Origin of the sequence: Fodinibius saliphilus (assembly GCF_005869845.1) — a bacterium.
GTDB lineage: Bacteria > Bacteroidota > Rhodothermia > Balneolales > Balneolaceae > Fodinibius > Fodinibius saliphilus.
Genome location: NZ_VAWF01000005.1, coordinates 80,806 through 94,952, shown reverse-complemented (window position 1 = coordinate 94,952; position 14,147 = coordinate 80,806). Strand labels below are relative to the sequence as shown.

At 43.2% G+C, this 14,147-nt stretch carries 13 protein-coding genes and 1 tRNA gene; 4 read left to right on the top strand and 10 right to left on the bottom strand.

The features are described from left to right. Positions 1-88 precede the first annotated feature (88 nt). The 7 genes from FCN14_RS15235 to FCN14_RS15205 all read right to left on the bottom strand — a co-directional run bounded on the left by FCN14_RS15235 (position 89) and on the right by FCN14_RS15205 (position 6,343). Positions 89-2,275 (bottom strand): sodium-translocating pyrophosphatase, encoded by a 2,187-nt coding sequence (locus FCN14_RS15235; protein ID WP_138432165.1) that lies wholly within the window; start codon positions 2,273-2,275, stop codon positions 89-91. 36 nt (positions 2,276-2,311) lie between these two features. Next, complete coding sequence (gene pth, locus FCN14_RS15230) at positions 2,312-2,869, bottom strand: aminoacyl-tRNA hydrolase (RefSeq protein ID WP_138432164.1); 558 nt, start codon at positions 2,867-2,869, stop codon at positions 2,312-2,314. Positions 2,870-2,908: 39 nt separating this feature from the next. Then, entirely contained in the window at positions 2,909-3,622 is a 714-nt protein-coding gene (locus FCN14_RS15225; protein ID WP_138432163.1) for a 50S ribosomal protein L25, read from the bottom strand. A gap of 102 nt (positions 3,623-3,724) precedes the next feature. Next, positions 3,725-4,657, bottom strand: coding sequence for a ribose-phosphate diphosphokinase (locus FCN14_RS15220; RefSeq protein WP_138432162.1), 933 nt, complete (start codon positions 4,655-4,657; stop codon positions 3,725-3,727). A gap of 80 nt (positions 4,658-4,737) precedes the next feature. Further along, positions 4,738-4,808, bottom strand: a tRNA-Gln gene (locus FCN14_RS15215). 52 nt (positions 4,809-4,860) lie between these two features. Beyond that, entirely contained in the window at positions 4,861-6,066 is a 1,206-nt protein-coding gene (locus FCN14_RS15210) for a DUF2851 family protein (protein ID WP_138432161.1), read from the bottom strand. Further along, the gene (locus tag FCN14_RS15205) at positions 6,041-6,343 is read right to left on the bottom strand and encodes a YtxH domain-containing protein (RefSeq protein WP_138432160.1); all 303 of its coding nucleotides are present in this window, start codon (positions 6,341-6,343) and stop codon (positions 6,041-6,043) included. Before FCN14_RS15205 ends, FCN14_RS15210 begins: the two co-directional genes overlap by 26 nt. Before the next feature lie 156 nt (positions 6,344-6,499). Between FCN14_RS15205 and FCN14_RS15200 the strand changes: the two genes are divergently transcribed. Next, a complete protein-coding gene (locus tag FCN14_RS15200) occupies positions 6,500-7,009 on the top strand; it encodes a phosphoribosyltransferase family protein (RefSeq protein WP_138432159.1) in 510 nt (169 codons plus the stop codon). 86 nt (positions 7,010-7,095) lie between these two features. Then, on the top strand, positions 7,096-8,043 hold the full coding sequence (locus FCN14_RS15195; protein WP_138432158.1) for a DUF3078 domain-containing protein: 948 nt from the start codon (positions 7,096-7,098) through the stop codon (positions 8,041-8,043). Between the two features lie 82 nt (positions 8,044-8,125). Here FCN14_RS15195 and amaB read toward each other — a convergent pair whose 3' ends face one another. After that, the gene (gene amaB / locus FCN14_RS15190) at positions 8,126-9,655 is read right to left on the bottom strand and encodes an L-piperidine-6-carboxylate dehydrogenase (RefSeq protein WP_138432157.1); all 1,530 of its coding nucleotides are present in this window, start codon (positions 9,653-9,655) and stop codon (positions 8,126-8,128) included. Positions 9,656-9,775: 120 nt separating this feature from the next. Between amaB and FCN14_RS15185 the strand changes: the two genes are divergently transcribed. Continuing rightward, complete coding sequence (locus FCN14_RS15185) at positions 9,776-10,570, top strand: TrmH family RNA methyltransferase (RefSeq protein WP_171032963.1); 795 nt, start codon at positions 9,776-9,778, stop codon at positions 10,568-10,570. Positions 10,571-10,702: 132 nt separating this feature from the next. Continuing rightward, a complete protein-coding gene (locus FCN14_RS15180; protein WP_138432155.1) occupies positions 10,703-12,031 on the top strand; it encodes a PhoH family protein in 1,329 nt (442 codons plus the stop codon). A 38-nt stretch (positions 12,032-12,069) separates the two neighbouring features. Here FCN14_RS15180 and FCN14_RS15175 read toward each other — a convergent pair whose 3' ends face one another. Both FCN14_RS15175 and murI read right to left on the bottom strand, forming a co-directional pair. Then, the gene (locus FCN14_RS15175; RefSeq protein ID WP_138432154.1) at positions 12,070-13,317 is read right to left on the bottom strand and encodes a BaiN/RdsA family NAD(P)/FAD-dependent oxidoreductase; all 1,248 of its coding nucleotides are present in this window, start codon (positions 13,315-13,317) and stop codon (positions 12,070-12,072) included. Beyond that, positions 13,314-14,123 carry a glutamate racemase gene (murI, locus tag FCN14_RS15170; RefSeq protein WP_138432153.1) on the bottom strand — a complete coding sequence of 270 codons (810 nt, stop codon included), beginning with the start codon at positions 14,121-14,123 and terminating at the stop codon, positions 13,314-13,316. Before murI ends, FCN14_RS15175 begins: the two co-directional genes overlap by 4 nt. Between the last annotated feature and the right edge of the window lie 24 nt (positions 14,124-14,147).

Below are 14,147 nucleotides of genomic sequence, written 5' to 3'. Positions count from 1 at the left end.
GGAGTTCAGGATGACAAGTGAAAAGGTTATAAAAAAAGCCCTGCAGTATTAAGTGCAGGGCTTGAGGAATAATGTCTTAAGTATAAGCTTAGATCATTGTTGCAATAACAAGTGCAACAACGGACATCAGCTTAATAAGTATATTAAGTGAAGGTCCAGAGGTATCCTTGAAAGGATCACCCACAGTATCGCCTACAACAGCAGCTTTATGGGCTTCAGACCCTTTGGACAATGTTTCTCCATTATGTTCAAAACCTTCTTCAATCATTTTCTTGGCATTGTCCCAGGCACCACCAGCATTAGACTGGAAGAGCGCCATTAGTACACCTGATGCAGTAACACCTGCAAGCAGGCCGCCAAGCATTTCAGGACCACCTATAAAGCCAAATGCGACGGGTACAATTACTGCTAATAGACCCGGAGCAACCATTTCTCGAAGCGATGCAGTGGTAGAGATTTCTACACACTTTTCATATTCCGCTTTTCCAGTGGCAGTTTCGAAAATCTTTTGATCTTCTTCAGACCAATTTTCAAGCTTCTCGCCTTCGTTACGGCTCATCGCATCAAGGCCGGCGCGCAGTTCAGGTATATCATTGAACTGACGACGAACTTCTTCAATCATTGACATTGCAGCACGTCCTACGGCGTTCATAGAGAGCGCAGAGAACAAGAAGGGAAGCATAGCTCCAATAAAGAGTGCAGCCATTACTGTAGGTTGTGTAATATCAATCCCTGTAAGGCTTACTTCGTGCGTAGCATTATATGAAGTGATAAAAGCCGCAAAGAGTGCCAGGGCAGTAAGAGCAGCAGAACCGATAGCAAAACCTTTACCGATAGCAGCAGTAGTATTTCCTACGGCATCAAGTTTATCAGTGCGGTCACGAACTTCACTTGGAAGCTCAGACATCTCGGCAATACCGCCGGCGTTATCTGAAATAGGACCGTAAGCATCAACAGCCAGCTGAATACCTGTGTTGGAAAGCATACCAACAGCAGCAATAGCAATACCGTATAGACCGGCTAATTCATATGCGCCAATAATTGCAGTAGCAATAATTACGATGGGGATAGCAGTAGAGATCATTCCCACACCTAAACCGGCGATAATATTTGTAGCAGCCCCGGTAGAAGACTGGCGTACAATAGATTTGACAGGACTTGTACCTGTGCCTGTGTAATGTTCGGTAATAAGTCCGATCAACAGGCCTGCCGCAAGTCCAAAGATTGTAGCCCAGAATACGCCGCTTGGAGTGTATTCAATACCATTAAATGTCCAGCTTGCAGGTAGCATCCAGTGGATAAGAATATAAGATGCAATTAGCATGATAACGGCAGAAACAAACTCGCCAATATTAAGAGCAGTTTGTGGGTTTCCGCCTTCTTTAACGCGTACAAAGAATGTACCGATAATGGATGTAATAATTCCGGTGCCTGCTAATACAAGGGGAAGCAGTACTGCAGATAGGCCATTGAAGTTATCTGCCCATTCGGGATTTGTCATAAATGCTGCGCCCAGTACCATAGAACCAATAATAGAACCGACATATGATTCAAAAAGATCAGCTCCCATACCGGCGACATCACCAACATTATCACCAACATTGTCTGCAATAGTTGCAGGGTTTAGTGGGTGATCTTCAGGAATCCCTGCTTCAACTTTACCTACCAGGTCAGCACCTACATCAGCTGCTTTGGTATAAATACCTCCACCTACACGTGCAAAAAGTGCAATAGAAGAAGCACCAAAAGAGAAGCCCGTAACAACAGCTAAAACTTTATTTACTTCAGCAGCTGTTCCTGTTCCAAACATATCTCCAAAGAAAAGAAACAGGGCTCCAAGTCCGAGTACACCTAGTCCAACTACGCCGAGTCCCATTACAGAACCACCGGCAAAAGCAATATTTAATCCTTTGCCGAGGCCTTCGCGAGCGGCGTTGGTAGTGCGAACATTTGCTTTAGTAGCAACACGCATTCCAATAAAGCCTGCTAAACCAGAACAGAAGGCTCCAATAATAAATGAAACAGAAACGAGCCAGTGAGAGGTCTGAGCATTTGCAGTGACACCGAGAAGAATAGCAACAGAAATTACAAAAATAGAAAGCACTTTGTACTCTGCTTTAAGAAAAGCCATAGCACCACGTTGAATGTGTCTGCTTATTTCGGCCATTTTTTCGGTTCCGGTATCTTGCTTAGAAACCCATGAAGATTTTATAAGGGTGTATAATAAGCCCAGAACTCCCGCTATGGGGACTAAGTAGGTTATTAAGGTATCCATATTAATTATTGGTTAGTTGTAAGCGTTATTAATTGATCAATTAAACTTATTCATTGCCTCTTCGATGCCCTCTCGAATAAAACAAAAGGTTGCATCGACAGCTTTATCCAAAGTAGGGTTAAGAACGGTGCGCTCCTCATCCGTAAAAGAGGATAGTACATGTTGTACTTGTTGTCCCTTTGGAAAGTCATTTCCAATCCCGATTCGTAAGCGCGGAAAAGCGTTCGTACCCAGTTGTTGAATAATATCTTTTATTCCGTTGTGCCCGCCTGCGCCACCACTTGGACGCAAACGTATCGTTCCCACATCTAAAGCCAAATCATCATAGCATACCAAACAGAGGTCAATATCTTCTTTATACCAGTTAATTGCTTGTTGTACGGCTTTGCCACTGTTGTTCATGTATGTTGTGGGTTTAATGAGGTAAAGGGGCTGCCCTGCATGATTTCCTTTTCCCACATGAAAAGGGCCCTTGCCGGGCCCTAGTCGTACTGACAGCGATTGTGCCAGTGTATCAATTAGTTCAAATCCGATATTATGACGAGTGCCAGCGTATTTACTTCCGGGATTACCCAAGCCAATAATTAACGGCATAAAGCAGATACGCTGGTTAAGTCAGTGTTTTTATGCAAGTTATTCGGTTGCTTCTTCTTCTCCTTCTTCGCCTTCCTCGCCTTCGGCTTCTTCGCCTTCTGCAAGTTCTCCTTCTTCGCCTTCTGGCAATTCTCCTTCTTCGAGCTCTTCTTCGCTTGGCTCTTCGGAAATAAGAGAAGAGGTAAGCAGAGCTTCGGATTTTGGAGGACGAATGGTAACTAGCGTTCTGCTGAGATCGTCGAGCGGGATAATCCCTTCAAGCTCCAGGTCACGAACGTGGAGGTTATCACCAATTTCCAGCTCACTAACATCCACAGAATATTCACCCGGAATAAGGTCAGGAGTAACACGGATGCGTAGAATATGCATAGGTTGGAAGATACGTCCACCACCTTCAGTAACACCAACAGGTGTTCCTTCAAGTTTAATAGGGACACTCAATGTCACTTCATGATCTTCTGCCAGTCCATAAAAGTCTACATGTACCGGACGATCAGTTAGTGGATGAAATTCTACTTCTTTGAGCAGGGTATCATACGTTTCACCATCAATAGTAATTTCGATGATTTGACGCTTGCTTACCGATAATATTTTTTCAAGTTCAAGCTCATCAATAGAAAAGTGAACGTTCTCATCTATTTTAGGACCGTATAAAACAGCGGGTACGCGCATGGCATCCCGAAGCGTTTTTGCGGCATTGCGTCCTGTTTCTCTAATTTTTCCTTCAAGCTCTACAACTTCTGGAGTAGTCATAATTCTATGTTGTTGATTTTTTTACCACGAAAGCACAAAACATTTAGATGCAAAGAGTGTGGTAATAAACTTCAGTGTGTTCGTGTTTCTGTGGTTACTAATTTAGTCGTCAAAAAGTGCACTTATAGTATCATTGGTGTGGATACGCTGTATTGCTTCAGCAAAAATACCTGCTACGCTCAAAACCTTAATTTTACTTGACGGTTTACGAAGCGGTACCGTATCAGTCACCAGTAATTGATCAATGGGTGAATCTTCAATGCGTTGGTACGCCGGCCCGGATAATATCGGGTGGGTACATGTTGCTGTAATGTTAAGCGCTCCGCGTTCTTTAAGGGCAGAGGCTGCATTCGTAAGTGTGCCAGCCGTATCAATGAGATCATCAACGATCAGCACATTCTTACCTTCAACTTCTCCGACAATATTCATGACTTCAGCCACATTTTGCTTGGGCCTCCGTTTGTCGATAAAAGCAAGTCTTGCACCTAGTCGTTTGGCATACGATCGCGCCATCTTCAAACTACCCACATCAGGAGAAACTACGACCAGGTTTTCAATTGGGTTTTCACTAAAATGATCAATAAATAACCGACTGGCATATAAATGGTCCAGCGGTATATCAAAAAATCCCTGTATCTGTGCGGCATGCAGATCCATTGTCAAAATTCGATCTGCTCCGGCTTCGGTCAATAAGTTCGCCATCAACTTTGAAGCAATAGAAACCCGGGGCTGATCTTTGCGATCTTGGCGTGCGTAACCAAAGTAGGGCATTACTGCCGTAACGCGTTTGGCAGAAGCCCGCTTGGCTGCATCTAATAATAGAAGCAGCTCCATAATGTTATCACCGGGTGGCGGTGTCGATTGAACGACAAAAACGTCTTCACCGCGAATACTTTGTTCATATTTGGCATAAAGTTCGCCATCCGAAAATGGCTTAATGGTAACCTCTCCAAGAGTGGTACCATACTTTTCTGCAATTGCACGTGAAAGAGCGAGATTGCTGCGTCCGGCAAATATGGCTAAGGGAGTATCCAACGAAGCGAAGATTCAGGAATTTAAAAATAAAAGAAAAGGATGGCTTTGCAGTCATCCTTTTATGGTTAATTTATCAAGTGTTGCCCGGGGAGGACTCGAACCCCCACTGACGGTACCAAAAACCGCTGTCCTGCCATTAGACGACCGGGCAATGTTGTCCCGTTTTTAACAGATTCAGATAATAGGGATTTCCACAATGCGAATCAAGAAGAAATTGCAATTTTAAATACTTTGCAATTTTGGCATTTCCTGGGTCTGCAGTAACTCCGAAGCTGATGAATGGTACCTAACCGATGGGCATAAAGAGAGGGGGGAAGCTCAGTTTGTTCGAGGAGCCTCAAAAGCGAGGGTGGAATAGCTACCTTGTGGCTTTTCCAAAGTTCCCAGCTATCGGTTTTTAGTCGTTCACAGAAAAAGAGATTCCCCAAAGAATATAGGGCCGGTAAAAATACAGTGCCAAAGAGGATGTCAGAACGTTCGGAACCTAACGAAGGGGTGGTAGTGATGCTATTACACATATCCGCCCAAAGTGATTGGGGGTTATTACGTAACCATGACTGGAAAGGTAGGTCTAAGATAAACCACAGGCATTCGGCCCCTTGCTTAATGCGGGCAGTGGGATGGTTGCCAGGTCGCACGCCACGATGATTCCAGTTAAAAGTGTCTGCAGAGGTATCAGAAGAATTAATATCGGAAAGTTGAAGGGCTCTATCTTTGAGCTGTTGCGAGGAATTATAATTCTGAGCAATTGGAAATAACTTTTCGGCAAGTTTCTGCATGGGGCGACGATTATGAGATATCCCCAAACCGTCAAAAAGTGCAATGGCTAACATTTTCTGCCATGCTTTGGAGGGAACTAATGTTGAATCATAAAATGCTAAGATATCGTTTACCTTTTGTTCAAAGTATTCTTTGTGGGCTTGTTCCAGTTGTTTTTCAAACGCTTCCTCAGAAATAAAAGAAAACTGACCCGAGCAAGGCAGTTTAGGTTGTTGGCGATATTGCTCTAAAAACGATTGTAACGGTTTTCGTAAATGAGATGATAAACAGAAAGTAGGAATTGGAGAGCCATTACTGTGCTGAATCTTTTCGCAGGTATCCTTAAAGATGACATGAAGAATAACCTGTTCATAGTTTGGGTCTTTATGATGCCCGTGGGTTTTCCAGTCGGAAGGTACCCAATGGATCTCGATATCTCCGAACCAGCGCAAGTTACCAATGGTTACTTCAGCATTTAAAAAATCAGGACCATCAGATCTGTTAAGGTGCCCGGTATCATGGATAATGATATTTTTTCCATTTGTGGTATACTTTTCTTGGTGGACAAAGTTTTTTGTTTCCCAGATCCAGTGTAGCAGTTCTTCGTGATATGAACGTTGGTTATTATTCACCGTTGAGCTTCTGATCACTTAGGTCAATTTTTGCTGTTGCATGGTAGAGGTCAGGTACGTTCTGGTGAATCCCCTGTTGTATATGTTGATGAAATTTATGTACCTCTTGTTTACCTAAATGCTGAACTGATTTACGTTGATCATCGACCCAGTTTGAGAGTTCTCCAATACGCTCAGCTAACCACGCTCGATTCCGGGCTCCATTTTTGGGAGCTAGTAATAGGCCTGCAGCCAAACCGCCAACAAAGGAGGTTGTTAAAACTAAAAAAGAATTCTTCGTCTTTTTTTGTGCCATAGCTGTTCTCTCTTTTTTTATTTAAAGATTTGTAAGTTACAGTCTTTATTATAATACCTTTATTAAGGTACAAAGCCTTTGCCAGATTATAAATAAGTTTAGCTTTAATTGATCATTAAAACAACGTTAAAACGTTAATAAGAATAGAATAAGTATATGAACAGCCCATTGGTATTAATGGATAGTCCGCGCATTAACCGTTCGGCCAAAAGAATGGCTTATGAAATTTTAGAACGCAATACAGATAATAGTGATATTTTTTTGTTTGGTATTGATGAAAGGGGATATGCCGTTGCCCAAAAGCTTGTAGAAGTGTTATCTGATATTGCGGAGGTAGAGATAGATTCGGCACAATTACCACTTAAGAAAGGAGATCCCTATACAGTGATTAATGAATTGGATTCTGCCGAGATGCAAAAAAATCTAGTACTCATTGTTGATGATGTTATATTTTCTGGGCAGACGATGTTTCAAGCCCTTACTACAGTGGTAAATGGATTAGAGCTCTCAGAAGTACACACCGCTGTAATGATAGACCGGGGCCATCGAAAATTTCCTGTCCAGGCTGAGTTTTGTGGAATGGAGCTACCTACCAAAGTTAATGAGCATGTTTCTGTTGTAGTAAATGGTATGGATGTACTAAAAGTGGTTTTGGAAAAGGTCTAGTCCTAATCTAAGTTAGTTTATTATTTAGTTATTTTATACTATTTTTAATCTCCTTAAAATTATTGACGTAAACTGGTTAAAAAATAATGCCACGTATATCCCCCATTTTATTCCTTTCTTTGTTTCTTTTTGTTGCAACTTTTCAATCTGCTGGCCAAGAAGCTATAGAAATCAGTGACCTGATCGAAGATAAAAGTGATATCTCGGTACGGGATATGTCACGGATTAATCGAAAAATTATTGTAGCTGATTCCCTTGAAGGTTGGGAGCTGGATTGGGTTAGTGGACTTAACGGTGCACAAGCTTCTTACGATAATTGGAGTCAGGGTGGGGTGAATACAATCAGTGTAACGGCTTCTACTGTTTTTAATGCTAAATTTCGTAAGAACCGTTTTGCCTATGCATTGGCAACAAACTTAAAATATGGTAAAGCCCGGCTAGAAGGAGAAGGAACTCGTAAAACCGATGATCGTATTGCCATTAATAATAAGTTTAGTTACCTCTTTGAAGATAACCAGTGGAGTGCTTTTGCGAATATTAATTTTAGTACCCAGTTTGATCAGGGCTTTGACTATAATGTACCCGACGGGGAGGCCCCCAAGCTTATATCAAAGTTCTTTGCCCCGGCTTACTTTACGCAAATTGCGGGTATCGCTTATAACCCAGCAGATTATTTTACAGCCGAAGCCGGTATGGCATTAAAGGAAACAATTGTTTCTGATACCACCTTGTCTACCCGCTATGGGTTGGATGCAGGAGAAAAATTTCGTTTTGAGCCGGGTTATTCGATTGCCCTTAATTTCGAACGCAAAGTTTTTTCCAATGTTCGTTTAATTAGTTCTGTTGAGACTTTTACAAATCTCCAGCGGCATATTGATAACACGGATGTGAATTTCTCAAATGAGCTGATCGGTAAAATTAACGATGTGATGAATATGTCACTTCAGTTTGTGATGATCTATGACAGTGACTTTTCGCGCGAGGTGCAAATTAAACAAGTGCTCTCGGCCGGTATATCGTACAGTATTTTATAAATATCACGATGTAATTACGAAAATAAAAAAGCCCCGGAAACCGGGGCTTTTTTGTTTCTTTTTTATTGTTTTGGAAATAAGGTTAGTCTACATCAAACTCAATACCTTGGGCTAAAGGCATTTCATCACTCCAGTTGATGGTATTAGTCTGACGACGCATATAGGCTTTCCATGCATCAGATCCTGATTCGCGGCCACCACCGGTTTCTTTTTCACCGCCGAAAGCCCCACCGATTTCGGCGCCACTGGTACCAACGTTAACGTTTGCAATACCACAATCAGAGCCGCGGGCACTTAAAAATGTTTCGGCTTCGCGAATGTTGAGAGTAAAGATCGAAGAGCTGAGTCCCTGTTTTACGCCATTGTGCTTGGCAATAGCTTCGTCCAGATCGCTGTACTTTAAGAGATACAAGATGGGGGCAAAGGTCTCTTCTTGTACGATATCAAATTCATTCTCTGCAACTGCAATAGCAGGTCGTACATACTGGCCATCTTTGAGTTTAGTATAATTCAGCTTCTCGCCTCCGTAAATCACTTCACCACCGGCTTCTTCAACTTCTTGTAGTGCTTTTTGCATATTTTCTGTGGCCTGTTCATCAATCAGCGGACCAACCAGAGTATCTTCATCCAGAGGGTTCCCAATATTGACATCTTCATAAATTTCAATGAGACGGTTTTTGAATTCATCAAATACCTCTTCATGAATGATCAGACGACGGGTGGAAGTACAACGTTGACCACAGGTGCCTACCGAACCAAATACGGTAGCTCGGGCAGCCATTTCAAGGTCAGCATTTTCTGACACGATGATGGCATTATTACCGCCGAGTTCAAGGATGGTCTTGCCTAAACGCGCACCTACTGTTTTTGCAACTTCTTTACCCATACGGATAGAGCCCGTTGCAGAAATTAGGGGGAGTCGTTCATCTTCCGTCATCCATTCACCAACTTCACGCCCTCCGGTCACGAGATTGAAAATGCCCTCGGGCAGATCATTTCGCTTTAAAACTTTGGCAGTGATGTTTTGTACAGCGATACCGCATAAAGGCGTTTTCTCAGATCCTTTCCAGATCATCACATTACCGCATATAGCGGCTATCATAGCATTCCAGCTATAGACGGCTACTGGAAAGTTGAATGCAGAGATAATACCTGTGATACCCAGAGGCTGCCACTGTTCGTACATACGGTGCTCAGGGCGCTCAGACTGCATCGTTTTTCCATAAAGCATTCGGGATTGTCCAACTGCAAAGTCACAGATGTCAATCATTTCTTGAACTTCACCCAGGCCTTCTTGGTATATTTTACCCATTTCATAGGTTACCAGGCGCCCCAGATCTTCTTTATGTTTACGTAGCTCCAGCCCGATCTGCCGCACAATTTCTCCGCGTTTTGGAGCTGGAACCATTCGCCATTCCTTAAATGCCTCTTGTGCTTGTACCACCACCTTGTCGTACTCTTCGCGAGTGGTTACAGTGGTGTCAGCAATTTGAGAGCCATCAATAGGTGTATGACTCGAAATAGTTTCTGCTCCTTCATCACCTAAAAATTGTTGTCCGGTACTGGTACCGAGGTTTGTTCCTTCAATACCTAATTTCTTAAGAAAATCCATAAAATTGGTTCGTTGATTCGTTAAATTTTGGTCGTAAAATAAGTATTGTTAATGAGTTTTCCGCAGTGTGTATCTGATTAATGTAAAAATATGCGCTGTGCAATTAAAGAGGTAAAAAGTATGAATCCAAGACCCGTCTCGAACCGACAGGCCACTCTTTTACGCAAATTGAATAAGAAAAAGTATCGTGCTAAAGAGCAACTTTTTTTGATTGAGGGTGCGCGAGCGATAGAGCAAATACTGGCAAATAGTTCAGTATCCGTCCAGCATCTTTTTTTTGATGAATCCCAGCAGTATTGGAATCAGCAATTTTGGCAAGAGGCGATGACGAAGGTAAAGGGCGCCGTGTTGGATGAAAAACTTTTTGCAGAGGTCTCCGATACTGATAACCCGCAAGGGGTGCTGGCTATGTGCCAAATGCCACAGGAAACATCCGCAAAACGTTTAGCATCACAGGAGGGAACCATTGTGGCTCTTGATGCGGTGCAGGACCCTGGAAATCTAGGTACAATCATACGAACAGCATCATGGTTTGGAGCGGGTGGTATTATCTCGGGAAAGGGAACGGTTGATCTCTTTCATCCCAAGGTGGTACGAGCAACAGCGGGCGCTACAGGTAGCATACCTTTTTTGAACGGATCGTTGCCCGATATCTTTGGAACATTAGAAGAACACGGTTGGCCTATCTATTTGTTAGATGCCGGACCCGAAGCCATACCGTTGAAAGACGTTAATCTGCAGGGGAAGGCAGTTATTACAGTGGGAAATGAGGCCCACGGGGTAAGCCCGGAGCTCATTAACGGTCACAGACAAACAGTGAAAATCCCCTCTGCAGGGACGGACCGTAAGGTGGAGAGCTTAAATGCAGCAATAGCAACTTCAATCGTATTATATGGACTAAATGAAAACCTATAATAATTTTTGAAAATTTACGGGCTTTTCTTGTAAATATTTCCATTTTAAAATTGCTTCTGGGCAGGCTATTCAATAACGTTGAAATACAGGGTTTTAGAAATGAGATGTTCTTAAAATCTAAATTGATGCTTTATGGCCGAAGCTAAGCAAAATAAGATCTTTGTTCTTGATACTTCTGTTCTGCTGTACGATTCCGATGCAGTAAAAAATTTCCAGAAAAACGATATCGGCATTCCTATTACGGTATTGGAAGAGATCGATACCTTTAAAAAGGGGAATGATGTAATCAACCTACATGCTCGGGAGTTCAGTCGCTATCTTGATAAAATTTCTGATAAGAACATGCTTCAGAAATGGATACCGTTAAATGGAAATACCCACGGAAAAATCCGGGTACTTAACGATGAGGATAGTGAGGTAGACTCATCCGATATCTTCGGGAAAAAGAAAAATGATCATCGAATATTGAACTCGGTTCTCAAGTTGAGAGAAGAGACCGATCGCAAGGTCATCTTGGTTTCCAAGGATATTAACCTGCGTATTAAAGCACGGGCATTAAATATCGAGGCCGAAGATTATGAAACGATGCGCATCAAAGATATTGATCACCTCTACAAAGGAAAGACGGAAATTAAGTATGAAAATTCTGAATTTATTGATCGTCTTTATGAAGAAGGTAAGCTGGAACCAAGCGAAATAACCGATAAGAAACCAACCAGCAATCATTTTTATATTTTAAAGAACCACTCAAGCTCAGCGCTGGGCTACTACAATCCCCAAAAAGATCTTATAGAACCGGTACACCGCAGTACTGCTTATGGTGTGACCCCGCGCAATGCCGAGCAGACATTTGCCTTACAGGCTATTATGAATCCCAATAATCTGTTGGTCACCATCACGGGGGCAGCCGGTACCGGTAAAACGCTGTTGGCCCTGGCCGGGGCGTTGGAACAGCGGCGAAATTTTCAGCAGATCTACCTGGCCCGACCTATTGTGCCATTAAGCAATAATGATATCGGTTTTCTGCCGGGGGATATAACTGCTAAAATCGATCCCTACATGCAGCCACTTTGGGATAATCTGTCATTTATTAAAAACCAGTTTCCGGAGACTAGTAAGAAATACCAGAATGTAGAAAAGATGCTGGAAACCGATAAGCTGCGGATCGTTCCCTTGGCATATATTCGGGGTCGCAGCTTGTCGAATATTATCTTTATTGTGGATGAGGCGCAAAACCTGACGCCTCATGAGATAAAAACCATTATCACCCGTGCCGGCGAGAATACCAAAATTATCTTTACGGGGGATATCTACCAGATCGACACGCCTTACCTGGATACCCAGAGCAACGGACTTTCATTTTTGGTGGATCGAATGCATGACAATGATCTTTATGCTCACATCAATCTGGAGAAAGGGGAGCGCTCGGAGCTGGCAAATTTGGCAAGTAAACTACTGTAATTGTTTATTTAGTCCTTTTTCTAAACGTACTGGGGCAATTACCCTGTATCAAGATGTTGGGCGGCGATCCAACCGGTGGTCCACGCCGATTGAAAGTTGAACCCGCCCGTGATGCCGTCGATATTCAGTACTTCCCCGGCAAAATAGAGATTTGGGCATTTTTTGCTCTCCATCGTGCCCATGTTTACTTCGTTAAGAGGAATACCGCCACTGGTAACAAACTCATCTTTATAGGTGGTTTTTCCCTGGATCTCGTAGCTTGCACCGGTTAGTGTTTGGGCAAGTTCATGAAGGTGCTGGTTGGAAAGCTCAGCCCAGCGTGTGTCGGGAGCGATATCAGTGAGTTTCAGCAGGCGTTTCCAGAGACGGTTAGGCAAAGGAAATCGATTTTGTTTATCAGCATTCTTTGCAGCGTTTTCATGCCGAAGCTCCTCTAATGTATTTCGTACTTCCTGTTCGTTTCGGGGATGCACCCAATTGACCCGTATCGTAAATCGGTATTCGTTTTTATAAAGGTACCGGGCTGCCCAGGCAGAAGTTTTAAGAACGGCCGGACCGCTTAAGCCCCAGTGGGTAATCAATAGGGGACCCGTATGCCGGTAGGAAGTCCCTTCAATAGATACAGATCCATTTTCAACAGAAATGCCGGCCAGATCTTTGAATACTTTTTCTCTGAAATTAAAAGTAAACAAGGAGGGAACCGGATCTGTAATGCTGTGGCCCAGCTCGGTGAGCCATTCATAAGTGCTTCGACGATTTGACCCACCGGTGGCGACAATAACAGCATCAAAAAGTTGATTGGCCTGCCCGCGAACGTGCAGCTCATATTTACTGCTTTCTTGTTTTACCTGTTTAATAGCCTCAACACGATTCTTAGTGTGTATGGTAACATCATGCTGGGTGGCTTCCCGTTTCAAGCAGTTGATGATGGTTGCCGAATCATCTGTAGTCGGGAACATACGCCCGTCACTTTCTGTTTTGAGATCGATTCCACGATTTTCGAACCAAGTAACGGTATCCTTAGCCTGGAACTGCTCAAAAGCCCATCGCAGTTCTTTTGCACCCCGGGGATAAGATTGGGAAAGTACTTCCGGATCAAAACAGTGGTGGGTAACATTACAACGTCCGCCGCCCGAAACTCGAACTTTAGACAACACTTCACGGCTTTTTTCAAAAATGGTAACGTTTAATCTAGGATAGCGCCGGGCAGCATTTACGGCGGCAAAAAAGCCCGCAGCTCCACCACCAATAACGGCCAACGACTGTTGGTGAGATGAGTTGTTCATTGCTGTAGTTGAGCTATATGTACATTAGGGATATCCTGTCCCAAGAATCGTTCTGCCAGTTCCCGAAAGCGTTGTGGGCGATCGCTGACATAGCAGTTAAAGTTTCCTGATTGTTCATCGTTCAACAGTTGAAGATCTCCTAGTTTCTTTTTAGCCATAGAAGCAATGGAAAGAGCAGAATCAACAATTTCGATATCCGGGTCGTGGAGTACTTTGCGAATGGTATTGGTAAAGAGCGGATAATGGGTACAGCCTAAAATGAGGCTGTCTATATCACTACCTTCAAACTTTTGGAGGTATTTCTTTACAATCTGTTCTGCTATTTCATTGTCGGTCCATCCCTCTTCTGCCAGAGGTACCAGCATAGGACATGCTTCAGCCGTTATTTCAACCTCCCCGTTGTATTGCCGAATAGCTTCTTCATAAGCTTTGGAACCGATGGTAGCCAGGGTACCGATTACTCCTATATGTTTGTGATGGGGAAACTGCATGGCGGCTTTACTACCTGCCGTGATTACATCAAGGACGGGAATATCACCGGTGGCTTTTTGGATCCCATCTCGGGCAGATGCGGATACCGTATTGCAGGCAATGAGAATCATCTTTACATCTCGGTCCATCAGAAATTCAGTGATCTGTAGGGCATAGCTGCGGATAGTATGTTCGGATTTTATCCCGTAAGGCACACGGGCAGTATCGCCAAAATAGATGATATCTTCATTAGGAAGAGCATTCTGAACCGCTTTTACAACGGTTAGGCCGCCGATACCCGAGTCAAAAATACCAATAGGAGAGGAACAGTCCATCAATATATTTTAAAGGTTACAAGG